Origin of the sequence: Desulfitobacterium dichloroeliminans LMG P-21439 (assembly GCF_000243135.2) — a bacterium.
Lineage (GTDB): Bacteria > Bacillota > Desulfitobacteriia > Desulfitobacteriales > Desulfitobacteriaceae > Desulfitobacterium > Desulfitobacterium dichloroeliminans.
In genome coordinates, this window is the sequence record NC_019903.1 from 791,962 (window position 1) to 816,722 (window position 24,761).

The window sequence follows — 24,761 nt, forward strand, 5'->3', positions numbered from 1 at the left end:
CAATAATAAAAATGGATGGTGACGTAGGAACTGTGAACTATGTAAACGGAAAGAAATTGATAGTGCGTAGCACAGCAAAACACCCAGGGTTGCTTTCTGAGTGGACATTAGATGATGTTCCTGCTTTGTGTGCATTTAAAAATGACCTTTCGAATGACCAACCTGCAAGAAGTGCCGCCGACAATATTATTCGTTGCTTGGAAAACGGTGTTCAGCCAAATTGGATTCCTAGCGAAATAAGAGGGGAATTGCCAATACCACCTAGAAATATTGAAGCGAAAAAGCATTGCAATTCAGATGAAGTACGCTACGTGGATTTTGACCATCCCGAGATGTGTTCGGACTGTAATCCTCTGACTTGCTCAATAAATGGCGAGAGCATTCCTGTCGGAAATTGGCGTGACTTATTGGTGACGCTCATAGAAAAGTTTTTGGATGAGCAGAATGATAAAATTGCTGAGTTGTTCGAGAAACCTTTGCATTTGAGAAGGCGGCGACCATTTCTATTAAATGAGAAGCCAAATGGAGCAGCAAGACAAATTTCAACAGGGCATTGGGTATATGTCAATCTTAATATAGCAAGCCTTGTAGACTTAATAGGAAAACTTTGCAGACATTGTGGTGTTAATCTGATCGATGTCGAAATTACATACACACCGAAGTTGAACAGCGGTTTTATCTATACTAAGTCCAACCGCAGCAGTGATTCGTCCGTGTTAGCTCGGCAGCATATACGGGCAACTTTTCGAGAATGGTTGACAAAGCAATATCCAGATTGGAGTCCAAACACGATTAAAATGCACGAATCGGACGCTTACTATTTGAATAATAATGACCGCGGGATAACGCTTGCAGAAGCTTTAATAAACGATGACGGCATTCAGGAAGCGTATGCCGCAATAAAAAAGTATTTTACATTTAATCCCACGCAGACGAATAGACCCGCGATGTCGGCACAAGGCTATACCCGTTCTTTGACGATGCTCAAGGATTTTCTGTCCGAGCATTTTCCTGAACTACTGAGCATAGATGCGAAAGAACAAGCAAACGTACCATCAAATGTAATAACCGTACTTGCAGAAGATTACACTCACGGTTTTCGTTTTGACACCACAGCAATACGCTTACTCTCCGACAAGTCTGGCATTGATATAGACGTTGCCATTCAGAACGCTTTGAAAAGGTCGATGTTTCATCGGAATGACGATGTTTATTTCTTACTTGATACAGTCTCCGAAGCTAATGTACGTGAAGAAATTGTCGATATTGCAGACAGTCTATTGGACGATTACGGCTGTTTTGAGGTATCGGAACTTTATAACATTTTTCATAATAACCTTAATGAAAAATGCATTCGAAACGCAGATGACTTTGAAAGTCTTTATGATTTTATTCGCAAAGGTGATATCCGCACAGTGTCGTTTTATGGAATAAGGATTGCCCGTCCAGGGAATGTACGCAGCGTACATGAATCACTTGAGGAACTCATATCAAAAATAATTGAATTCATCCGAGACGAAGTCGGCGGCGTGGTCAGCGTGGATGATTTGCGCGTTAAGTTTCGTGCCTTTTCAGCGGATTTTCTTAGCAAGGTAATAAAAGATTATGCCGAGGAACTTGTAAAAACCGAAATCAACGGGATTGGATGTTATCAGACCCTTGACTCGCTGGGATTATCTGACGAGTTTGAGGATGTGCTTGCTGAAACGCTGAACCATCTGGCTGAACTCGACGTCACACCATCCGATGAAGCCATACATACGGCGTTAAGCCTTGCAATGGGGGTCAATTTTAAAGCCGAATATAACTTGCTTGACGAAAAAACCTACAGGCGCTTAATTGCCTTTTACTATAAAGCCGAACCTCCCCGAGAATGGAAAGGCGGTATATTCGCGGAGGTATCGAATTAATGTACTCTTACGTTTGGGATAAAAAAACTGGTGGTTATTTGCTAACCACGCAGATAGGCAAGTTCGTTGCCAACGAAATACGCCCGGTATTTGCGCCTGAACTCTCGTTGACAGGACTGGGCAGATTCTTTGAATATGATCGGCGTGAAACCCGCCCTCTTTTGTGGGCGCAGAAAAATGTCTACTTGAAAAACGGCGAAAAAATTGCACAGCTTAACAATACACAGTACGGCAAGCCGTTGAACATCCAGGTCTTTTTCGAGGGCAAGCTTAAACTCGAACCAGTGGACGTTGCGTCAATGGTTACCGCAAACGCCGACATTATGGATATCGTTGTGGCTGATGCGAAACGCCGCACAAAGGAACTTTATGACGCAGATATCGGACGTTGCGATATCGCCTATATTGCGTTTTCCGGTGGCAAAGATTCTGTTGCGCTCCTTGACCTATGCCATCGAGTCCTACCGCTCTCCGTACCCGTTATTTTCAGTGACACGGATATGGAACTGCCAGACACTTATAAAGTTTGGGAGGAAATCCAAACCCGCTACCCAGAGAGAGAGTTTATTTGCGCGAGAGCGGGAACGTCCGCGCTTGAAAACTGGCGGACATTTGCCCCACCATCGCGAACGATTCGGTGGTGCTGTTCCGTCCACAAAAGCACGCCCGCACTTATGTGTCTGAAATATAAACTACACAAGGCGGCGGTTAGGGTTATGGCATTTGTAGGAGTGAGGGGCGACGAAAGTTACAGTCGTTCCTTTTACGAAGACGCTAAGGATGGCGCAAAAAATGCTTCCCAACTAAACCGCATGCCGATTTTGGACTGGGGAGCACACGAGTTGTGGCTGTATATACTCGCTAACGATTTGCTAGTGAATTGTGCGTACAAAAAAGGTCTAACCCGCGTTGGTTGCCTGATGTGTCCCGAATCGTCTGAGAAGTACGAATGGTTTGTGGACAAGGCTTATCCTCGGCTGTTGAAACCTTACAACGATATTATAATTAGCACAAGCTCAAAAAGTTTTAAGACAGCAGAAGAACAAATAGAATTTATCGGAAGCCTAAATTGGCAAGCTCGAAAAAATGGACTCATTCTTAGAGACACAATTACAAATCCACTTGAAGTAGGCGCGGGTCTAAAAACCACATTCCAAAGTCCGCATTTTTTAAAGGATTTGTTCTACGAATGGATTAAGACACTTGGTATGGTTGTTAAGGAACGTGAAACAGACCGTCAGAGATTGAAATTGCCGAACACGCTTGATGACGGAATACTCTTTAGTTATTATGCGCCCTATACAGGCGGAGGCACTGTAACGTTTGAGTTTCGCTCCAAGGAAGAACAGGCTTCGTTATTGCCAGTCTTACGCTCTTTTTTGCGTAAAGTATCGGCGTGTGTTGTTTGCCGAAGCTGTGAAGCTGAATGTCCTGTTGGAGCAATGAGTGTTAAGGACAATAAACTTAAAATCAGCGCAACAAAATGTATAAAGTGTCGCAAGTGCTACAATTCGGACAACAATTATTGTTGGAGGTATAAGTCTATGTTTAAGCCAGAAACCGAAAAGAACAACGTAATGCGCAGCATTGCGAACTATGAAAATTTCGGGTTGCGCGAAAAAGGGAATTACTTGTGGGTTTCAACTCTGGTTGAATTAGGCGATAAGTTTTTCCCTTGGCACGAAAATCACCCGCTCGGTAAGAATATGGTGAAGTCTGCGGCCCGAATTTGGTTCACACAAGCGGGGCTTATTTTCGCAAATGATAAGAAACCTACAATACTTGTAGAACTGTTCCGGAAATTCGGTGGGGCTTCATCGCTCGGTTGGGAATATATTTGGCTTACGCTCGCAAACAATGCCATTTTGATAAAGTGGTTCATAACATCTACAGAAATCGGAACCACATACACTATTGAACAGTTGGTAAGGATGCTGTCTGAAAGTAATCCAACTCTCGGTAAATCTACAATAGATGGCGGACTTAATGCTCTGAAAGATATGCTCAGTAAATCCCCTCTCGGCGGCGAAGGTGCGGTGACCCTCCCTGAAATGAAAGGGCGTACAGTGGTTAGCCTCACCCGAGAATCTAAAGATGTGCACCCGCTCACGCTCCTCTACGGTTTGTACCTCATTGCTAACAAAGCCGAGCGCGGGAGCTTTACCGTGCGCGAATTGATGACGGCAGATATAGAGTCTACCTTTGTTTCGCCGCTCGTTGCTTTTGGTATTACTCCGGATACATTTAAAAAACAGTGCGAAGGCTTACGAAGTAAATACCCGGACTATATTTCCACCACGTTCACGCACGGCAACGACGGGCTTGAGGTTTTTCAGAACAGATATACCATAGAAGACATAATCTCGCTTGCATTGGGGGAGTAGAGAATGAAATACTATTCGGACTATTTTGTAGTCCCGCAGGACTACAAAGCGAATATGACCCGCGAGGCAATTAATGAGACGCAAGAGACGTGGCTCAACTTTTACCCGCACAAGAAATTCGCGGAATTTCTTGAAACTTTGCTTGACGGGTTTAAGAGCAATCTTTCAACGTGGTTGTATGGAAACTATGGCACAGGCAAAAGCAATGCTGCACTCGTAACGCAAAAGCTGTTTATGGACGATGCTGAACGAGTTCATAGCTGGTTTAGGAGTTGTGCTGATGCGCTCTCCGATCGAGAAGCACTCGAAAAAGACTTGTTTGCTCATCGGAATGAAGGAACGTTTGTCGTTTATGACTACAACGCGTCCGGTGTTGGCCCGAAAGAGGATTTTCTTGTCCGCTTGGAAAAAGGTATTGTTGCTACGCTGAGAGAGCGAGGCCTGACCGTACCGGCGAAAGCGAACCTTGACAGTATAATTGAACGGCTAAAACGCGAGGCTGATCATTTTTTTACAACGCGCGATTCAATCCAAAGCGAACTCGCCTATCTACATACCGGTATTACTACAGTTGAGCAACTTACTGAATTGTTAAATAAGGAGCATAAAACTGCAGATGCTCCAACTAGGCTGTTAGGCGATGTGCAAAGGGTATTCCATGAAGACTCCATCTTTCTTAACATTGATGTGCCAACATTTAGAAAATGGGTTGCTGCAATCTTGCTTGAAAACAATTTATCGCGCATCGTCTATATTTTTGACGAGTTTTCGGAGTTTATTGACGAGAACAGAGCACATTTAAAGACTTTTGAGGATGTAACGGAAAACCCCGGCATAAATCACTTTTTCCTTGTTCCGGTTACTCATCTTGAAATCACGGCGTTTGTAGCTGAGGGCTCTGAAAACGCACAAAGGTCAAAAGACCGCTTTTATCGCCGCAAGTTACAGATGCCCAACGATACTGCATTTCGCCTTGCCGCCCATGCGATGAAGCCATTGGCAGACCCCGAGACGGACCCGATATCTGTCGCAGAATGGAAAACTGAAAAAGACAATCTCTATAGTGCAATATCGGATATTGCAGGGTATTTCAATACTACCGATCCTTCTTCAGAGGATTATGTTAGCCGCCAATCGTTTTATGACGTACTGCCGATACATCCTATGGCAGCATTTTTATTGAAATTTCTATCAGAATCGACGCGGTCGGGTCAGAGAAGTATTTTTGATTACCTTAAAGGAAGCGCTAACGGACGTGAGTTCCAAGATTTTATCCGCACGGCAGGACCGAGCGTTGCAAATAAGCAATTTTTAACTGTGGATTACTTGTGGAAGTATTTCATAGATCGTGAGGATTTGGGAATTAACGAAGAGATTACGTCCATCCGTTCGGAATATGAGCGCATAAAGAATCGCGAGTTTTCCAATCAAACGAATGACGCTACGGAAATTCGTGTTCTCAAAGCGGTATTGTTATTCTGCCTACTTGACAGACTTAATCCAGATGGACATGAGCGATTAAGGCCAACTGTAACAAACATCGAACTGTCTTTCAGAGGGGACGGCGCGCTTGTCAACGTTGGAGAAATTGTGAAAGATTTGGCAGAAGATAGACACTGTTTCTCAGTCGTGAACGGTCACATCGAATTGTTTGCCACATCTGTAGGCGGGGCGGATTTACAAAAGAAAATAGCAGAACAAGAAAATAAATTCCACGACTTGCTATCCCCAAAAGTTGCGTCAATGCTTGAAGAACACACAAAAAGCACAAGGGCATCTCACTCAGCCCATCGCTTTGAAATTCGCGTCTCAGATGCAATTCATACAACACTGACAAATATCACCTCTTCTGTAAGAGATAGATATAGCGTTGGACTAAATAAGGATAACGCTTCTGTTTGTCTATGGTTTGTTATAGCCAGAAATGAAAAGGAACAGCTTGAAATAACTGAAAAAATAAAAAGCATTCTTTCTCATCTCCATGACCACCGTGTACTGATGTTTACTTTTCCGACACTTTCGTTCTGTCACAACAATGTGAATTTATGGAATGATTACATACGGCAGTATGCTCAGTATTTGCTCGAAAACGACGGCGGAGCGAAGACCCAGATTAAAAATTCCTATGAACGATTGGAGCGCGAATGGTTTGATGAAATAAAGAAACAAAGCACAATCATTAAGATGCATTCTATTCAATCCGGGCAAGTTGTGTCCTCAGACACTTATTGGAGTGCTTTTAAGCAACGTATCTCAGATTATGTTCGCAAGACATTACCGAATTGTGTTGATTACTTAACACAATATATATCGGCATTCGATATTCGTGGTTTGAAGGAATGGGCATTGTCGGGAATACAATTTGATAACTATGCAGGAAAAAGCAAACAGCTTATTAACATTTTCAAAGCACAGAGTATTACTGATGATGAAAATTGGTTTGCACAGAACCCCAAACACCCCCTGTCCGAAATTCACGCGCTATTTGAAAAGAAAATTGCAAACAGCATTGGCAAAGGCGGTCAACTTTCCGTTCGTAGGGTGTATATTGAGTTACAACGCGCTCCGTTTGGCATGCGTTACAATGCTCTCAGCGCCTTTGTCCTCGGCTTTACTCTCCGCAATATTCTTACGAAAAACTTTCAGTGGACTGACGGCAAACTTACACGCCCACTTGATGCGGACACGCTTGCTGAAATTATTGAATCCGTAGTCAAAAACGACGGGAATGAAAATATGAAAGGCGAAAAAGTGATTTGTCGTCTATCTAAAGAAGACAAAGCTTTTATTGAAAAGGCGCCGCAAATGTTTGGCGTTTCCTCAATTGCAGATGCGACTATTGAGATTGTTCTTGGACAAATTCAGAACAGCATACAGGACATGTCCGGGCGCGTACCGCTGTGGGTTTTACCAGAATATATCCGTTCTGTCAGTGAGGAAAAAGCAGACAAGATTGAGGAGATTTTGAATAACGTATGTATAGCGTTTTCCACCAGTTCGAAAGGCAAAACAGAGGAACGTTCAAACGCGGTTAGAGATGTTGGTACGGCTATTTTAGAATGCCCAGATATTGTAGATGTAATCGCAGACTATATCAAGTCAGAAAATTTTGTAACGGCTTTTGACCTTTATATTGATAAGACGAACTTAGCACTTGCCGAACTTGCGAAACGCATCGGCGATGTCTCCCACGGATACAGCCGCGCCATACGGGAAAAAGCTAGTGAGGCGGCGGGATGGCTATGGAAACAGGCTGACATCAGCAAAGAAGTCGACGAAATGTTCTGCGAGTATGAAGTAATAGAACTTGCAAAGCCGTTACTAGGCTTTACGGACTTTATACCGTATAAGCACGTATTTGAGGCGTTGCGTTCAGCCATTATGCAGACAAACTGCCTGCCCAAGTCGATGATTGTTACCGCATATCCTGCGCTTTCGATGTTTTTGTCAGTATTGCAGCAAAGCGGTTCAGTATACGATATCAAGTCCGCACTATTACAGTATTCAGAAATCATAGCAAAGCTGTTCTTTGATTCAACAAAAGCAGAAGCGCTTGAAATTGTGAAAAAACGCTTGAATGGCGCGGAGATTTCTAATGATGAATTGCGCGACATACTTGGTGGTATGCCAAGTGGGTTCGGTTTGGATGAACCCACGTTTCTAAACGGTCTACGCGCCAAAATTGAGGATAATGCCAAGCAATCCGTTGTTTCCAAGCTCAAAGCTGAATGGTTACGACTATCCTCAGGCGTAAAAACACCATTTGAATGGGCCTTAAGTAATGGAATTCCAGCTCGTTTTCTACTTGGTGGATTACCACAAAGCGACGATATCCTCAAAGCTATAGAGCAGCCTGAAACTTTCGCGGCGGCAAAACTTGCGGAACTGCTTGACACTCTCCAAGAGATAACTCCGCCGAGCATAGTGGAATGCCAACAAGCATTTCTTGCGGAAACTGTACCGACGCGGTATGCAAAATTTAATATCAGCCTCGCCTCTCTCCTTGAATTTTTGCGTGAGATATACGGCAAACAGCCGAACTTCTGGTCGAAGCAGCCGGACATTTCAGAGTTTATCCGTAGCCAATATAAAGGAATGCTCGCGCCACAGGTTGCAGAAAAAATCCGCAACCAGTCTTCTGATGAACTGAAGCAAAAGCTTCTCCTATTAGCACAGGAAAACGCAGAATTAGGATTGTTGTTTTGGGAGTGATTACTATGGTATACACACTCAACGAATATTGCCAATTCGGTGACTGTAAGTCTGCGCGTGTAGTAGTTTATCCGAATATCGATACGGCGGCATACTTACTTGCCCACCATAAAAATGAAGTGAAGTTGTCAGTTAGCGATTGTATTTCCGATGGTGCGGTTCTTTTGCCTATGCCCGACACGCTCTTCGCATGTCTTGACAATAGTATTGCAACACAAAACGGACGTGTTGTCATTACCGGCATTGATGCCTATCTATCATTACTCTCCAAACAAAATATTGATGCTTTCTTTGTTGCGTTACGCCATCGGATTGACGAAGGGAACCTGAATGCCACTTATCTGCTGAGTAGTAGCTATAACATCGACCGGTACTTCGTCAATCCGAAGTATGAACAGTCACTAGATGTTGTTAAAATAGCGACAGTGGAAATGATAAACTCTGTCGAGCCGCCAAAAGTTGAGGTTGTTTCATCTAAATGGTTCGGATCTGCAAACAATCTCAATGATTATAAAACGCTTCTAAAAAGACTCGGTGATTCTGTCTCAACAGGCAAACACTTACTTGTCTTAAATGATCTGCGTTATAAACAAGCAGGACTAAGTGAAAACATTTCGTTCTACGTTGATGTGCAGCAAGTGGCGGAGCGTTTCTACAGTTTCAATGTCGTTTTGAAACCCTCTACGATGGAAACTCTACTACTGAAAGCAAAAGAGAAAAATGTATCGCCGGAAGCGTGGCTTGAGGTCCAATTCGGCAAAGAAAATATTGGCGTTCGCTATGCGCTTAATAGGTTGATTGAAATGCTTGACGATGAACTTTGGATGGCATATGTTTGGCTGCTCCAAAAGAAGTTACCGATGGATACCTACTTGTCAAAGGTTCTCGACGCTGAACCGACACATGAAAATTTACTTCGTAAATATGTGGTTGAAACGGCTGTGACTCTACTCGGAGATGATGATGCTAGGCGACTTGCAGTTGAACGTGCCGATGCTCTTAGCCCATTGATGAATACAGTAGAACCTTTGATTGTGGAGTTTATCGGGCAAACAAAGAATAATGTGACTGCAGCAGAATTCCTTAACTGCGGCACAAAAGCGGAAATGCGTGAGATTGTTCGTCGTGCTGCAAAATATGACTTGATATTGGGCTTACCGGATATATTGAAACGCATATGCCCGGTACTTTCGGATTATTTGTCGGATTATGACTACGGTGATAAAGATTTGACTGCTTACTTCAAGGAATATCGTAGATTTAAGGTAAACGACACCGTCACAGATGTGTTCGCTAAAAAAGCGTTCAACCTTGTATTGCCGACTTCGCTTACTGCTCGCGATTCGGTTCTGTTGAAGCTGTCAACCGACGATGATATGGCCCTTCTTGTTGTGGACGGAATGGGTGCAGAATATTATCCGCTCTTGCTGGCAATGGCTAAGCGGCGAAATATGAATATTGAATCACATGCTGTCGTCTCGGTCAAGTTACCTACTTCAACAAAATATAACCCGCTCAAATGGGCTAATGACAGGACACTTGACGAGGTAAAGGACATAGATAACATTGCCCACTACGGGGAGGCGAAGCACGAGCATTGCCCGCCCGAACGAAACATAGCGGCATCTTTGCGAGTTTTTGAATCAGAGGTATTTCCGCGCATTTCTACTGGACTTGAGAAATACTCCCGTGTAGTTTTGACTTCCGACCACGGCTCATCAAGGCTTGCCGTACTCGCGCGCAATAATGGATTGGGTGCCACTCTACCGTGGAACGGGAATCCGCTTGATTGGCGGTATTCCGTTGCTCCGCAACACGGAAATCGTCCGCCGGAGTTCGAGTCGCAATACAGCGCGAGCGATGGCAAGACGTATTGGGTGGTTCGTGGATATAACCGATTGCCTAAGCAGGGGGGCAAGCTTAACGAACTACATGGCGGTGCCTCTCTTGAAGAACGGCTTGTTCCAATTATCGTTTTCTCGAGAGTGAAAACTACAGAAAAGCCATCTCAACTTGGTAAAAAGACAATGGAGCAAATCCTAGATAGAATGGGATTTGATATTTAAGGATGGTGAGTAAATATGTATGATGTTGATAAATTACGGGAGTATTTTCCTTCTACCACGGTCTATAAAGACCCATCTGTCATGGCTATGTTCAAATCTGCAAAAATTGAGGCTTTTCTTCGTGATTGGATACTGAAGCGTAAAGCAGGACCAGACGGACGTGTCGAAAATGTTGATGTGCTTAGTGAATATGTTGCATCCATTATTCCTCCTCGTAGCGAAAAAGAACGTTTACAAGACGAGGCACGTTCTAACGGAGAAACTCGCCCATTTCTTGCAAAGGTTAATATTTCATTTAATTCAAGCGCAGACTACTACTGCTTTGAGATACCCGGTCTGGGATTCACTTATTCCCATACTATCATAGAGGACTATGTGTGGGATAGAATTAAGGATGAACTTATCGGCGAAGCGGGCGGCTGGGGCTTGGTGAGGCTTGGCTATATGCCGCCGGAGGGAAATAAGAAAAATGGCCGGTTCACATTGCTCGACTATAAAAATTTCTGTCCTTACGAAGTCAATTTGGACGCTTTCCGTGAGGCTAGAACCCATTTTGAGGTCGAAGAGTGGATGGGTATCATACTTGGCGCTATAGACTACAATCCAGATGGTTTTGAACGCGAAGGTTGGATTGACACTGACATTTGGAATGCGAAACATACGATGCTTACTCGCCTTTTGCCGTTTATTCAGCCACGCATTAACCTGATTGAGCTCGCGCCGCAACAGACGGGAAAGTCCTATATTTTCGGCAAGGTAGGGAAATATGGCTGGTTATTGAGCGGGGGCAGTGTCAGCCGCACAATGCTCTTTTTAGATCGGCGTGCAGGGGCACGGGCAAAAGGTCTAGTTACTTTTAATGATTTTGTTGCGATTGATGAAGTTAAATCAATTAGCTTTACCAATGACAAGGAAATGGGCGGCATCCTCAAAGGCTATATGGAAGACGGTTACACTACGGTTGGTGGAACAAGGGTTGATGGCGACGCGGGAATTATATTCCTTGGCAACATTGCTGTTGAGGATATGGACGCTTCAAAGGATATGTTGCGTGAACTCCCTGATATTTTCCGCGATAGTGCGCTCATACAGCGTATTCACGGCTTTGTTCCTGGTCAATTTATCCCACCGCTCTCTCCAAGAATGTATATAAGCGGGTGGGCGCTCAATACCGAATATTTCACGGAAATTATGCATTTGCTTCGTAGCCCTGCTGAAACGATGCGTTACCGTGGTTTTGTAGAAGAACTCGTAGATGTAAGCTCAAAGTCCGGCGATACGTCAGGGCGGGAGCAAGATGCGATTATGCGTCTTTGCACGGCTTATCTGAAGCTGTTCTTTCCTCATGCCGATAGCGCCTTGATTCGGGACTCAAAGTTCAAACGTGAATTTGATAAGTACTGTTTGCAACCCGCAAAACGCATGCAGGAAACTGTATTAAAGCAGATGAAAATTATAAATCCAGGTATGTTCGGAAACACGGGATTTGCGACTTATAAGGTGAGGTATGATATTTAATGGAGAAACCAACTAAATGTTACCTTTGCGAGACCGAACTCAACAAAATTGCCGTTGGTCTCAACAAAAAGCTTCACGGCAGAAAAGTGGAAAAGTTCTTTTGCTTAAGATGTCTTGCCGAACACCTTGATATGACTGTGGAAGACTTGCTCGCTAAAGTTGAGGATTTTAAGGCGCAAGGATGTACCCTTTTTAATTAAAGGATGAGGTATATGGCTGATAACATTGATTATGAAAGCATTTGGAAACGTGTAGGGGAATCACGTTAAAAACAAGGTTTGTCTAAGAACATCTCGTTGCTAAATCGGATATCCTTATTGTTTATCTTATAATGTGGAACCGTTCACTCCAAGGGGGGCTTTCCGGCGTTCTTCAAAATTCCCAACGCATCCGGTTGATGTGCTTATGTATGATAATATGAATAATATTGACATGGACTACTGTCACGGAATACTTGACAGTGTCCCTCAAACCTTGCATTTCCCTTCAAAAAACAGGCGGATGATTTGTGCCTGAAGCACGGGGATTTATCTGCACAGATTGACTATTTAATCATCACGAAGAAAAGGTGCTTTGTTGTAGAGGGTAAAAGTCTATTTGGCAATTTGCAGATCTGCAACGGAGATTTTATCAGGACTGTAAACCACAAGGGCAAGTACGTAAAGGAAGCAATCTATTCCCCAATTACTCAAAACAAAAGGCATTTGGAGTTAATCAAACAGATTCGACTGGAACAGAAAAATTTTATTCTAAAGGCATTGATTGAGAAATCCTTTTATGATAACTATCGACCGGTCGTTGTCTTAGCAAATCATAAAACGGTTTTAAATGCTAAGTTTGCCAAAAAGGAGTCAAGAATCAAGTGATTCGGGCCGACCAACTCATCGAACATATTCAAAAAACCAACGGAGAAGCGGGTATTGTCGAAATCAGTGAAAAAGATATGGAGCAGGTTCTTTGAGCCTCACTTTGCCCCAGGTAAGCATCTCTTTTAACGGTAGGATTCCTTATTATTAGTTAATCCCAGCAGATAATCAACACTGGTGTTATAAAAATGAGCAAGCTTTATTAATGATGTGTTAGGTATATCAAGAGCTCCACTTTCATACCTAGAGTAAGTCGTCTGGTTCACATTAAGTAAATCCGCTAAATTTTGTTGGGTTAAATCCTTGTCTTCTCTTAAATCTTTTAAACGTTGATACATAGAATCACCTCATACTTATTTTATAGTATGCGATAATCGCATATTGATTATTATGCGGAAAACGCATAAAATGTAGTGGAAAGCATTTTATGAGGTGATATGGGTGACAAATTACAGTGAGATGTATCTCATATTGTTTAACAAGATTACAGATATCATTGAAGAACTACAGAATGTGCAGCGTCAAACAGAGGAAATGTACATTCAGTGTCAAAAGGGCGAGACGGTTTCTCTGAAAGTATCCAAAAACTCCTATAGTGTAAAAATGAAAATATAAGTAATCCTATTTCGTCCTATACAAAAAACCAACCGAGGCCACAGCCTCGGTTGGATTCTCCTCCAAACTAATCCCCGCTCACATCTTGATTGTTTACAGCTTCTTCGTTATCGTCCCGATAAACTCACTTATCTCACTTCTGTATTTCTGATGCGTTTCTGGGTCGGCGGGGGCTAGATTCGCCATTTCCTTTAGCAATTCGCTGAACTGTTTGGAGATACTATCATAGTGGAAGACAACTTTGTTAGCGGACACCTTGGCCCGAACGGTTTTGAGTTCCTTTTCCAGAGCGGCGATTTTCTCGGTGGATGCGTTGTTTTTCTTGGCACCCTCCAGTTGTTGCTGGAGGGTCTTGATGGTGGCCTCTTTAACCTTGCTGACGGATGTGAGACTTGAGTATTGTTTTCTCAGTTCATCACGTTCAACGGTTATTTGGTTAATTGCGCCGCTGTTGGAGTTCAGAGTATTTTGGAGATCCGCTTTCTCGCTTAGGGCTTGGTCTCTTTCCTTGACAGCTTGCTGTAGCTCCCGGGTGGACAAGCTGACTATATCATTATCGGCGATAAAGGCCTCCCGTTCTTCTTTCGGTACCCCTAGGAGCAGCACCGCTTGGGTGTAGCTCAAATTCCCAAGCGCTTGGGAATTCGCACTATCGGGGTGGTCGATGGGCAGGTTAGAGCCATACTCTTCATAGAGACGAATCAGGTTTTCGGCAGTACTCTTCGAGTAACTTACCGATTCCTCCAGCCATTGTAACCATTCGCCATGATTGACCAGAGACTTGGCCTCTGTCAGGCGTCGGCCGATTTCGATGGCGCTGTAGAGTAGCATTTTGCCCGCTTGATCTTTGATGCTGTTGATCTCGAAGGCGATGACCTGTGGGGTCCGGTTGGTTATTTCATTATCCATAGTGATCGATCTCCTCTGTTAATTTGTAAGCTTTTCCTGAGGAAGAGCTCCCATAAGATTCCCTACAGAAGGGTCGGGATTTTACCTATAAGAGGAGCGGCCGTTTGGCCGCTAGAGATCGATTTCTCATGAGGCGTGTTTTCTCCGTCTGGGGTACTCTAAAACTGTGGCGGATCATACAGATCAGCCGTTGTGGTATCGATGACTTTAATGTCTCGCTTACCGGTTAATTCACCGACGGAGGTCATAAACATATTTTTGGCCACAATCAGGTTCATGACGGCCTCGGCTTCGAGGGTTGTCAGGTCTTCTCGGGGATTCGGGAGGGTAATGGTAAACGAATTTCCGAGAGTTGTGGCGAAGGTCAGTCTAAGGACCTTCTGCGTACTGGTTGCCATAGGGTCACCTCCTTAAGTGGTGTTTTCATGCCTTACTCCTCGATTAAGTCGATGCGGTTCTCACGAGTTACGGATGTCAGAGGGTATTGGAGTAGATCGAATAGGGCAGTTGCCACTTCGTGAATATCCTCATCGAGTACATCGGTCTTCAGCCCTGCCAGCCTTTTTTGCCGGATAACCGGGGAGCCGTCGACCATTCCGGTTTGATAGCGAACAACCATTACGGTTTCCAACGGTGTCGAAAGGATTGCCATGCATAGTTCCCTCCTTGTTCTGAATTTTGACCGGCTTCGAATAAGCCTTGTCTTTTTATTTATATGCACCTTGTCCACCGGGGGTTCTTGACATAGGTGGGGTAGATTGCATTTTTTTGGAAGACAACATACAATGTATGCAAGGTCTGGGAGGCGCCATGGGAATAATGAGTCATTTAAGGGGGAATAGATATGACCGCTAGCCAACCCAAAATAGAAAAAGCAACCTTTGCTGGAGGTTGCTTTTGGTGTATTGAAGCAGCACTTAGTCCGATTGAGGGTGTAATGGATATACAATCGGGCTATACAGGAGGTCATGATAGTAAACCTAGCTATGAGAAGGTGTGTTCCCATACCACCGGGCATCTGGAGGCGGTGCAGATCAAGTTTGACCCTGAACGGATAGCCTATGAAGAATTGCTCAATCATTTTTGGCAACAGATTGATCCGACCGACCCGGGTGGACAATTTCATGATCGGGGAGAATCGTACCAAACAGCCATTTTTTATCATTCTGAAGAGCAGCGACTCCTTGCCGAAGCATCCAAAAAGGCCTTGGAGGAAAGCAAGCGCTTCAGCAAGCCTATCGTTACCGGCATTCTCCCGGCGCTTCCTTTTTACCCGGCAGAGGACTATCATCAAGGCTATCATAAGAAGAATTCCTTGCGTTATAAGCTCTACCACCAAGGTTCGGGCCGTGAGGATTTTATCAAAAAGCATTGGCCTAAAGATAATGGGGAGCTAAAGAAGCGGCTCACCCCCATGCAATATCAAGTGACTCAAGAAAATGGCACGGAGCCGGCCTTCCGCAATGAATTTTGGGATCACAAGCAGGAAGGGATTTACGTCGATATAGTCTCCGGGGAACCCTTGTTTAGTTCCAAGGACAAATTTGACAGTGGTTGTGGCTGGCCGAGCTTTACCAAGCCTCTTTTAAAAGGCTACCTCCAAGAGAAGCAGGACACGAGCCATCATATGACCCGTACTGAAGTTCGCAGTGTAGAAGCTGATTCCCATCTTGGTCATGTTTTCGAGGATGGACCCGGTCCAGAAGGCTTGCGCTATTGTATCAATTCGGCAGCCCTGCGCTTTATTCCTAAGGAGGATCTGGAACGCGAGGGGTACGGAGATTTTAGTATTCTATTTCGCTGATTGTGTCATTGTGCAGCCTACGGATCACATTATTATAGATATGAACGGACGCCTCTTCGACAAGGGGCGTTTTTCTTAAGTAATATATTGACATACTTCGATGTGAGTCATACAATAATCGTATCGATAAAAATAGATATGAGGTCGTAATAGCTATGGACAATAAATATCAAAAAGATGCCAAAGTATTTAAGGCACTCAGCGATCCAAATCGGTTGATGATTATGGAAATGTTGCAAAGTGCTGAGAGATGTGCCTGTGAAATTCTTGAGGATTTGCACATCGGACAATCCACCTTATCGCATCATATGAAGATTCTTTGTGATTCCGGTCTTGTGGGTAGTCGGAGGGATGGGAAGTGGATGTACTACTCAATTGATAAAGAGGGGTGTGACGTGGCTAAGAAGCTGTTGGACGAAATAACAAGCCAGAAGGAAAATGTCACTGTGGGAGGGCGCAGATGTGAATGTTAAAGCTCCAGCGAAATTATCTATTCTTGACCGCTTTCTAACACTATGGATTTTCCTTGCAATGGGGATAGGGGTATTAGGGGGATACCTTGTTCCAAGTCTTGCGAAGGCTTTAGAGAGTATGAGTACCGGAACCATTTCATGGCCTATAGCCATCGGTCTTATTATTATGATGTATCCGCCCCTAGCAAAGATTAAATATGAGGAAATAGGTAAAGTAGCCCAAAATAAAAAGGTTCTCATCCTGTCCTTGGTTCAAAACTGGATCATTGGCCCTGTGTTGATGTTTATCTTGGCAATTTTATTGTTACCTGATATGCCAAACTACGCTATTGGTCTGATTATCATTGGCCTTGCGCGCTGTATTGCCATGGTTATTGTTTGGAATACGTTGGCCAAAGGAGACAATGAATATTGCGCTGCCCTAGTCGCCTTGAATTCCATCTTCCAAATCCTATTTTATTCGGTATATATATATTTCTTTGTCACCGTCTTACCTCAATGGTTAGGACTTTCTTGGGGTGGGCAAGTGGTTCATGTTGCCATGGGGGATGTAGCCAAGAGCGTTTTAATCTATTTAGGAATTCCTTTTGCAGCCGGTTTTTTAACCCGATTTATTTTCTTAAGAGTTAAGAACAAGGAGTGGTATGAAAAGGTCTTTATTCCTAAAATATCGCCTCTTGCTTTAATCGCCTTGTTATATACCATCATTGTCATGTTCGTCTTAAAGGGACAATTTATCGTGGCTCTGCCCTTTCATGTGGTCCGCATTGCCATTCCGCTGTTGATCTATTTTACCATTATGTTCTTGATTAGTTTTTATATGTCCTATAAGCAAGGTGTCAACTATGAGCAGACAGTAACGCTTGCCTTTACTGCAGCCAGCAATAACTTTGAACTTGCTATTGCTGTAGCGGTCGCCGTCTTTGGAATTGCCTCGGATCAAGCTTTCGCAGCCGTCATAGGACCACTGGTTGAAGTGCCTGTGATGATTGCCTTGGTTAATCTTGCTTTTTACTTTAAGAGAAAGTATTTCGATAAAAAAGGGGTTGCAACCCCGACTATCTAACAACAGAAGCGAATGTCCTGACAAAATAGATTTTTAATGAGGTAAAAAGAATGTATAAAGTTGCCTTCGTCTGTGTTCATAATTCTTGTCGTTCGCAGATGGCTGAAGCCCTTGGGAAAAAGCTGGCTGCAGATGTATTTGAGTCTTATTCAGCAGGCACTGAAACCAAACCTTCAATCAATCAAGATGCAGTGCGGATTATAAAGCAGCTTCATGATATCGACATGGAAAAAACGCAGTTTTCCAAGCTTATCCAGGATATCCCTCGGCCGGATATTGTGATTACGATGGGATGTAATGTCCATTGTCCTCATGTATCCTGCAAGCACAGAGAGGATTGGGGGCTGGAAGATCCCACAGGAAAAGAAGATGGAGACTTTATTCAAACGGCAAAGATTATCGAGAATAAGGTTTTAGAGCTTAAAGAACGGATAATTAGCGGTCAAGTTAAAGTCTGAGTGAGGATGAGGTGAAATATGTTATCCATCGACACGAAAAAAGAGATTAAAATTTTGCAAACATCAAGTCAATTAACCTTTGCTGATACGTTGGGCGCCTGGAAGGTCCGGTGGGGTATTGACAGAATGAATTATAAAGTCGAGCCTGGGCTTTATCGTGTGGGGAACCCTGATGGGAGTTCTCCTGTACTCGTTACAGCGAATTACAAGCTGACCTTCGATGGTTTGCGAAAAAAATTAACAGGACTGGACACCTGGATTTTGGCTCTTGACACTAAAGGGGTCAATGTTTGGTGTGCCGCAGGCAAGGGAACATTTGGAACAACAGAACTTATCAATCGATTGGCTATCGCACAACTCGATAAAGTTGTAGCACATCGAACTCTGATTTTACCTCAGTTGGGCGCTCCGGGTGTAAGTGCACATGAGGTCACCAAGTATACGGGGTTTAGGGTTATTTATGGACCGGTGAAAGCGGAAGATATAAAAGAGTTTATTCAAGCAGGGATGAAGGCCACTCCTGAAATGAGAACGGTTCAATTCGGTGCTTATGATCGATTGATTTTGACACCGATTGAACTTGTGGGCACCTTAAAGAAATCCTTGATGATTTTTGGAGTACTCTTTTTGTTAAACCTTATGGGCCTGGGGCCCTTTGGTTGGGTCGACTTTTATGGCTATATAGGCGCCGTGATTATCGGATGTGTCTTAACCCCGGCATTACTACCCTGGATCCCGGGGCGAGCCTTTGCTTGGAAAGGTTGGTTATTAGGACTTGTCTGGGCTATTCTGGTTAATGGACTCAATGGATGGCCTTATGAACCAAGGTATAGCTTACTTCAGGCGCTTGGGTATATCCTTATTTTTCCTGCCGTTTCGGGGTATTTAGCTATGAATTTCACCGGTTCCTCAACCTACACTTCTTTTTCAGGTGTTTTGAAAGAGATGAGAATAGCGATTCCGACTATTATTATTTCAATTATTGTGGGCTGCGTATTGCTACTGGCAGGTAGCTTCATCTAAGAATTAAGGAGAATAAGAGTATGAAGAGCCAATATTTAAAAAACGTTGCAACCTTAAAATTGGAACAGAGCCGATGCACAGGCTGTGGAAAATGCTTTGAAGTATGTCCCCATCAGGTTTTTGCGATTATGAACAGTAAAGCGACTATTGTTGAGAAAGATCGTTGCATCGAATGTGGTGCCTGTGTTAAGAACTGCCCGTTTCATGCCTTAGAGGTCAAACCCGGCGTGGGTTGTGCTTCTGCGATTATTAAGGGCTGGCTAACCGGCACAGAACCTAGCTGCGACTGTTCACCTGATAGTGGAGGCTGTTGCTGATTCTAGCTTTCTGATGAACTTGATTAAACACCTGCGTAGCCGAAGTTAAGAGGCAAGTACATTTCTGTTCTGATTTTTCAGAAGAAAAGAAGTACTTGCCTTTTTGCCTATGCTATAATATCGAGTATGAGATACTTTAACACCCTTAAAGAAGTCTTCATATCGTCGCTACCGCTGGCTATCGTAATCATCATTGTTTGTGTGTTCATAGCGCCTATGGAAAGCGCGTCTGATTATGTAAAGCTGGCCGTAGGCTATTTAGGCGTTGTCGTCGGACAGGCTTTATTTTTGGATGGGCTAGATATTAGTATTCTACCAATAGGTAAGCTGGTGGGTAGTTCACTGATTAGGTTAAAAAAAGGTATCTTTATCATCATGGTCGGCCTTTTGTTCGGGGTGCTGGCGACAGTAGCAGAACCGGCCCTTTGGGTCTTGGCGAAGCAAACTCACATGATCATGCCGGGCGTCAAGGAGATGGTATTCGTCTGGGTCCTGAGCATGGGGATCGGCGTCTTCGTCGGCTTCGCTCTGTTCAGAATTCTCAAGGACCTGAATATCAAAGTGGTTTTCGCCATCCTGTATATTGCCGTATTTCTGATGGTCATTTTTGTCCCCGAGGAGTTCGTCGCCTTGGCCTTTGATGGCAGTGGGGCGACGACGGGCGATGTTTCTGTGCCCTTTATCTTGGCGCTGGGTTTGGGTATTTCGGCAACGATGTCGAGGTCCAAAACCAACGAAGATACTTTCGGCATCATTGGATTAGCTTCAGTGGGTCCGATTCTGGCCTTATTCCTTTACGGTATCATTATGAAAGCGGCCAATGGCGGAACCATTCCACCTGCAGAGGTCTACGATCCGGGGGTATTGGAGAGCCTAGGGGCAATACTCTTTGCCAACTTGGGTGGTGTTGCTTGGGCGCTTTTCCCGATTATCCTTGTTTTTATGCCCTTTCAGCTGTTTCTGATTAAGCTGTCCCACAGAGAGTTAATGAAGCTACTGCTGGGAACGGTTGTTGTCTATCTGGGCTTGCTCATCTTCTTGTCGGGCATTGACTTCGGCTTTGCCTTCGCGGCTAAATATATCGGTGAAGTATTTTTGGACCCCAGCCGTCCCGATTGGTTTAAGTGGCTCCTGCTCGCGGTGGGCTTTGTGCTCGGGGCTGCCATAACGCTGGCCGAGCCGGCTGTCACTGTCCTAGGAGAACAACTTGAAGAGATAACTAACGGTCATATCAAGAAAAACTCCATACGAATCACCCTGGCCTTAGGGATTGGCGTTGCAGCCTTGATTAGTATGGTGAAGATTCTGACCCAAATACATATCCTTTGGTTTTTGGTTCCCCTCTATGTCCTGGCTATCATCATGCTTAAGTTTTCCTCTAGACTTTTCGTAGGCTTAGCCTTCGATTCGGGGGGCGTCTCAGGGGGAGCCTTAACCTCAGCTTTTTTAACCCCTCTGACCCTCGGGACTGCGCAGGCTGTAGCTGCTTCAGCGGGACCGGGCGCCCAATCGGTTTTGATTAACGGATTCGGAATTATCGCCTTTATTTCGGTTACCCCTTTAATTGCCGTGCAGGCTTTGGGCATAATTTACGATACCCAGCTTAGAAAAGCACAGAAGCTTATCCGGGCAGCTGAGGCAGAGGAACTTAAAGAACTGGCTTCTCTAGCTATGCATGCTGGGAAAGCAGAAGCAAGTGAACCGACAAATAGTGAAGCCGTTGGCAAGGAAGCGGTAGATAACGAAGCTTTAGATAATGAAGCTGTAGGTAACAATACATCAGGTAACAACACCACAGATAGCGATATTGCAGATTGCGATAAGATGAATGGCGATGCTACAAAAAAAGAAGTAGTACATGAGTTCTTCGTCACGGAGGTAAAGGAAAGCAATGAGTAATGATTTAAGCGGCTTGGTTTTTTTGACACTGATTGCCGGTAGAAAGCAAAAAGACGCCCTGTTAGAAGCGCTTCCGGAGGCGGGGGGGCGGCTTGTCAATATCGTATATGGAAAGGGCACTGTGAATACGAGTCACTTGAAATGCCTGCTCGGATTCGTGACGGAAGAAGATAAAGTGGTCATCACCTGTCTCTTGCCCGGGGAGAAAACCGATGCGGTGCTGGAAATGCTAATCAAGAAGTTTAACTTTGACAAGCAGAACACAGGCATTGCTTTTACCATACCTGTCGAAAAGCTGTCCATTTAAGGATAGGAGAGGATAAAGGATGGAAAACGAAATGGATTTAAAAGCTCTCTATATCATCGTCAACGCCGGTTTTGCTGATGAGGTGGTGGAAGTCGCTCGCCAGGCAGGAGCAGGCGGTGGGACAATTATCCACGCTCGTGGCAGCGGCCCGGTACATAAATCGATTCTGGGTATTACCTTAGATACTGAGAAGGAGATCGTCTTAAGCATTGTCAGCGGGGACAAAGTTGAGAAAATTATGGCTGCCATCAAAGAAAAGGCAGGGTTGAATTCCCCTGCCAACGGTATTTGCTTTACGATGCCTGTTGAAAAATGGTTGGTGAAGCAATGATCAGGGCATAATGCTTACTTGCCCTTAAAGAACTTCCCGGCACCCAAATAGAAAGTCTGTTTGTCCCGGTACATCCGTTGGTCAGCTAAAGCCAATACGGCTTCCATGCTCTTTTCTTCAAAAGAAGTGGCGTAGCCGAAGCTTATGTTGAGTACCGCAGGGGTATGCTCGGTCGGAATCTTATTTTGACTCTTGATTCGGGCCTCAATCATTTTAAGAACGGGTTCTTTGGCTGTGGTAAGTATCAAGAACTCATCGCCGCCGAAGCGAAATGCGAAATCAGTATCCCTGATGCTGCTCCGAATCGAGGCAGCGGCTTCTTTAAGAATGCGATCTCCTTCCTCATGTCCAAAGTGATCATTGATATACTTCAAGCCGCTAATATCAAGCATGGCCAGTCCAAAGGGCTTGGACTCGTTGATATAGCCCTGAATAACCTCCTGAAAAAGATTGCGATTAAAAAGTCCGGTGAGGGGATCTGTCTCGGAATTTTTCTTTATGCGTTCTAAGTAGAGTTCTCTTTCCGTGACATCCTTGGTAATAATCATAGCTCCGGTAAATTGGCCGGGTATATTAATCGGGGAATAAGCATTTTCGATACATCTGCCTTGAGTTTTGATGACTCTGTGCCATTCGATAGTTGCCGGTTGATTGAGTTTATCAAGGACCTTGGGCTTGGACTCGTTTTTATGACAGGAGAGAATGCTATTATTTTCCGGAAGGTTAGGGTCCCACCCCAGCAATTCCCCTCCCAAATGATTGAAATAAATAACTTTCCCGGTGGTGTCGATGAGCGTTAGGCCGATTTTTAATTCGGAAAGAACGGTGTTGACTATCTCTGTTGGAATGGAGTTATGCATCGGGCTCTCCTTTTGCTTGTTTTTTGCTTGTTCTAATGATTAAAGATTAACAAAAAGACGAGAACTGTCAAGTAAAATTAACCAGATTCGCCATGGCACGAGTCTATCTATGCCGAAAATGTTAAGTCTTGCCTGTAGGTGTAAAAATGCTGTCAAAAATGCTATACTATATTGAGTAGGTATTTTAAAGATAAAGTTATTTTTGGAGGGTGGATATGGGAGCAAAAAAGAAAAAACAAGTCGTTGGGGTTATTAATCAGTTGGATCTGATTAAACAGTCTCCGAACAAAATGAATTCCTCGATGGAAATCGTCAGACAGGGGGTAGGGGTTCATCGCGACAAGACGAAGTATAACAGGAATAAAATGAAGCAACAAAATGTTTATGATGGGTATCATTGTGTATCGAATGGGGCGGTATAGAATGATACCCATTATAATTTCTAGAACATTAGCTATTGCATCCCCGAGAAAAGCTTCAATGAGCCAAACTGGCTCTTGAAGCTTTTTTGCATTGATAGTTTAGGAGTTGTTTAAAATAAAAAGAAGGAATTTGTGTAAGTATAAGCGAAATGGAAAATAATGGGTACATGTTTGGCTGCTAAATTTACTAATCCTGAATACGATAGAGGAAAAGCAAAATTGAAGAAAAGGAACATACGGTAATGTTTCCATTACTTAGCGCAAGTATAACGATTAGTCTGGCTGTTGCAGGCTACTGGTTATTAAAGAAGATTAATTTCCCGGCACCATCAATTATGGGGCCGATGATGTTTATCGGTATATATCAAGCATTGGGAGGGGGACTTCCCGATCTCTCCATGACCACCGTCAATATATTTCAGCTGATTATAGGGCTGTCTTTAGGGGCCAGAATTAATCATCAGAGGCTGGCTGATTTGCGTAGGGTGTTACGTCCTTCCTTAGTTATAGCGGTTTGGACTTTACTATCAACCTTGGGTATGACGTTTCTTTTACTCCAATTTACCCCTAATATCGCTACGGCTCTTTTCTCCGCCGCTCCCGGTGGGATCTCAGAAATGACGGTTGTCGCCTTGGCCTATGATACCGAAGTGCCCATGGTATCCACCTATCAATTTGTACGCTTAGTGGTCATTATCAGTGTGGTGCCTATTATTGCTCGTTGGTTAAAGCGAAGAACACCAACTGCGCAACGGGTCGCGATGAAGGAAGAGCAAAATCAGACACTAGTAACAGGAGACGCCGAGCCAATAGAGCAAGTAGAAATTGGGTTGGGAACTAAGCTACTCCTTTACAGCCTTGGCATAATGGGGGGCCTGCTTCTGCTGGTCTTGGGCTTTCCCGGCGGAGGAGTGATTGGTGCCATGACGACTTTGGCGCTGACCAACATAGTGCTCAAAAAGCAGTATCAATTTCCAAGTTCTGTTTTGCAACTTGCCTTGCTTGGAATTGGTATGAGCATCGGGTTGGAATTTTCACCGGAGGTGGTGCGGACTATTCAAGAGATGTTGCTGCCCATTATTGGCTTTTCCTTGCTTATTGTACTCAGTAATTTCGTCGTGGGGTGGTATTTACATCATCTGACTCATTGGGATATCATCACCTGCCTATTGAGTTCAGCCCCCGGCGGGCTGAATCAAATGCTCGCGGTTTCCGAAGAGATGAAGGCCGATACCCTGACCATCAGCATACTGCAATTGGTGCGACTGTTAATCATCATTACCTGTATCCCGATTATCGCTGTTATGTTTATCTGAATTAG

24 protein-coding genes are annotated in these 24,761 nt (G+C 44.1%); 19 read left to right on the forward strand and 5 right to left on the reverse strand.

Going from position 1 to position 24,761, the window contains the following annotated elements; genetic code table 11:
- Nucleotides 1-11: 11 nt before the first annotated feature.
- The 7 genes from DESDI_RS03675 to DESDI_RS03705 all read left to right on the forward strand — a co-directional run bounded on the left by DESDI_RS03675 (nt 12) and on the right by DESDI_RS03705 (nt 12,956).
- Entirely contained in the window at nt 12-1,910 is a 1,899-nt protein-coding gene (locus tag DESDI_RS03675) for a hypothetical protein (protein ID WP_015261290.1), read from the forward strand.
- Nucleotides 1,910-4,294, forward strand: coding sequence for a phosphoadenosine phosphosulfate reductase domain-containing protein (locus DESDI_RS03680; RefSeq protein ID WP_015261291.1), 2,385 nt, complete (start codon nt 1,910-1,912; stop codon nt 4,292-4,294). The genes DESDI_RS03675 and DESDI_RS03680 overlap by 1 nt, the downstream gene beginning before the upstream one ends.
- A 3-nt stretch (nt 4,295-4,297) precedes the next feature.
- Nucleotides 4,298-8,506: a hypothetical protein gene (locus tag DESDI_RS03685; RefSeq protein WP_015261292.1), complete on the forward strand. Its 4,209-nt coding sequence runs from the start codon at nt 4,298-4,300 to the stop codon at nt 8,504-8,506.
- Nucleotides 8,507-8,511: 5 nt separating this feature from the next.
- Nucleotides 8,512-10,572, forward strand: coding sequence for a BREX-4 system phosphatase PglZ (pglZ, locus tag DESDI_RS03690; RefSeq protein WP_015261293.1), 2,061 nt, complete (start codon nt 8,512-8,514; stop codon nt 10,570-10,572).
- A 15-nt stretch (nt 10,573-10,587) separates the two neighbouring features.
- Complete coding sequence (locus tag DESDI_RS03695) at nt 10,588-12,090, forward strand: BREX system Lon protease-like protein BrxL (RefSeq protein ID WP_015261294.1); 1,503 nt, start codon at nt 10,588-10,590, stop codon at nt 12,088-12,090.
- Nucleotides 12,090-12,290 carry a hypothetical protein gene (locus tag DESDI_RS03700; protein ID WP_015261295.1) on the forward strand — a complete coding sequence of 67 codons (201 nt, stop codon included), beginning with the start codon at nt 12,090-12,092 and terminating at the stop codon, nt 12,288-12,290. Before DESDI_RS03695 ends, DESDI_RS03700 begins: the two co-directional genes overlap by 1 nt.
- Nucleotides 12,291-12,596: 306 nt before the next feature.
- Nucleotides 12,597-12,956 (forward strand): nuclease-related domain-containing protein, encoded by a 360-nt coding sequence (locus DESDI_RS03705; protein ID WP_051015658.1) that lies wholly within the window; start codon nt 12,597-12,599, stop codon nt 12,954-12,956.
- A gap of 125 nt (nt 12,957-13,081) precedes the next feature.
- On the opposite strand, the gene DESDI_RS03710 is transcribed toward DESDI_RS03705, so the two are convergent.
- Nucleotides 13,082-13,294 (reverse strand): helix-turn-helix domain-containing protein, encoded by a 213-nt coding sequence (locus tag DESDI_RS03710; protein ID WP_015261297.1) that lies wholly within the window; start codon nt 13,292-13,294, stop codon nt 13,082-13,084.
- Between the two features lie 103 nt (nt 13,295-13,397).
- On the opposite strand from DESDI_RS03710, the gene DESDI_RS18020 reads away from it, so the two are divergent.
- Nucleotides 13,398-13,571, forward strand: coding sequence for a hypothetical protein (locus DESDI_RS18020; protein ID WP_015261298.1), 174 nt, complete (start codon nt 13,398-13,400; stop codon nt 13,569-13,571).
- A gap of 93 nt (nt 13,572-13,664) precedes the next feature.
- On the opposite strand, the gene DESDI_RS03715 is transcribed toward DESDI_RS18020, so the two are convergent.
- From DESDI_RS03715 to DESDI_RS03725, 3 genes are all read right to left on the reverse strand, one after another.
- Entirely contained in the window at nt 13,665-14,480 is an 816-nt protein-coding gene (locus DESDI_RS03715; RefSeq protein ID WP_015261299.1) for a DUF3102 domain-containing protein, read from the reverse strand.
- 158 nt (nt 14,481-14,638) lie between these two features.
- Complete coding sequence (locus tag DESDI_RS03720; protein ID WP_015261300.1) at nt 14,639-14,878, reverse strand: DUF2922 domain-containing protein; 240 nt, start codon at nt 14,876-14,878, stop codon at nt 14,639-14,641.
- 32 nt (nt 14,879-14,910) lie between these two features.
- Nucleotides 14,911-15,132: a DUF1659 domain-containing protein gene (locus DESDI_RS03725; RefSeq protein ID WP_015261301.1), complete on the reverse strand. Its 222-nt coding sequence runs from the start codon at nt 15,130-15,132 to the stop codon at nt 14,911-14,913.
- A 192-nt stretch (nt 15,133-15,324) separates the two neighbouring features.
- On the opposite strand from DESDI_RS03725, the gene msrB reads away from it, so the two are divergent.
- The 9 genes from msrB to DESDI_RS03770 all read left to right on the forward strand — a co-directional run bounded on the left by msrB (nt 15,325) and on the right by DESDI_RS03770 (nt 22,158).
- Nucleotides 15,325-16,284, forward strand: a complete 960-nt coding sequence (gene msrB / locus DESDI_RS03730; protein WP_015261302.1) for a peptide-methionine (R)-S-oxide reductase MsrB — start codon at nt 15,325-15,327, stop codon at nt 16,282-16,284.
- A gap of 155 nt (nt 16,285-16,439) precedes the next feature.
- On the forward strand, nt 16,440-16,757 hold the full coding sequence (locus DESDI_RS03735; RefSeq protein ID WP_015261303.1) for an ArsR/SmtB family transcription factor: 318 nt from the start codon (nt 16,440-16,442) through the stop codon (nt 16,755-16,757).
- Nucleotides 16,723-17,823, forward strand: coding sequence for an ACR3 family arsenite efflux transporter (gene arsB, locus DESDI_RS03740; protein WP_156801106.1), 1,101 nt, complete (start codon nt 16,723-16,725; stop codon nt 17,821-17,823). Before DESDI_RS03735 ends, arsB begins: the two co-directional genes overlap by 35 nt.
- Nucleotides 17,824-17,873: 50 nt before the next feature.
- Entirely contained in the window at nt 17,874-18,281 is a 408-nt protein-coding gene (locus DESDI_RS03745; RefSeq protein ID WP_015261305.1) for an arsenate reductase ArsC, read from the forward strand.
- Between the two features lie 18 nt (nt 18,282-18,299).
- Nucleotides 18,300-19,304: a mercury methylation corrinoid protein HgcA gene (gene hgcA / locus DESDI_RS03750; RefSeq protein WP_015261306.1), complete on the forward strand. Its 1,005-nt coding sequence runs from the start codon at nt 18,300-18,302 to the stop codon at nt 19,302-19,304.
- A 20-nt stretch (nt 19,305-19,324) separates the two neighbouring features.
- Nucleotides 19,325-19,621, forward strand: coding sequence for a mercury methylation ferredoxin HgcB (gene hgcB, locus DESDI_RS03755; RefSeq protein WP_015261307.1), 297 nt, complete (start codon nt 19,325-19,327; stop codon nt 19,619-19,621).
- Between the two features lie 126 nt (nt 19,622-19,747).
- Nucleotides 19,748-21,520: a DUF1538 domain-containing protein gene (locus DESDI_RS03760; RefSeq protein ID WP_015261308.1), complete on the forward strand. Its 1,773-nt coding sequence runs from the start codon at nt 19,748-19,750 to the stop codon at nt 21,518-21,520.
- Entirely contained in the window at nt 21,513-21,827 is a 315-nt protein-coding gene (locus tag DESDI_RS03765) for a hypothetical protein (protein WP_015261309.1), read from the forward strand. The genes DESDI_RS03760 and DESDI_RS03765 overlap by 8 nt, the downstream gene beginning before the upstream one ends.
- Nucleotides 21,828-21,846: 19 nt before the next feature.
- Nucleotides 21,847-22,158: a P-II family nitrogen regulator gene (locus DESDI_RS03770; RefSeq protein ID WP_015261310.1), complete on the forward strand. Its 312-nt coding sequence runs from the start codon at nt 21,847-21,849 to the stop codon at nt 22,156-22,158.
- Nucleotides 22,159-22,172: 14 nt separating this feature from the next.
- On the opposite strand, the gene DESDI_RS03775 is transcribed toward DESDI_RS03770, so the two are convergent.
- Nucleotides 22,173-23,018: a GGDEF domain-containing protein gene (locus tag DESDI_RS03775; protein ID WP_015261311.1), complete on the reverse strand. Its 846-nt coding sequence runs from the start codon at nt 23,016-23,018 to the stop codon at nt 22,173-22,175.
- Nucleotides 23,019-23,233: 215 nt separating this feature from the next.
- Here DESDI_RS03775 and DESDI_RS03780 point away from each other — a divergent pair, with 215 nt between their 5' ends.
- Together DESDI_RS03780 and DESDI_RS03785 are read left to right on the forward strand one after the other, a co-directional pair.
- Nucleotides 23,234-23,440, forward strand: coding sequence for a hypothetical protein (locus DESDI_RS03780; RefSeq protein WP_015261312.1), 207 nt, complete (start codon nt 23,234-23,236; stop codon nt 23,438-23,440).
- Between the two features lie 242 nt (nt 23,441-23,682).
- The gene (locus tag DESDI_RS03785; RefSeq protein WP_015261313.1) at nt 23,683-24,756 is read left to right on the forward strand and encodes an AbrB family transcriptional regulator; all 1,074 of its coding nucleotides are present in this window, start codon (nt 23,683-23,685) and stop codon (nt 24,754-24,756) included.
- Nucleotides 24,757-24,761 lie beyond the last annotated feature (5 nt).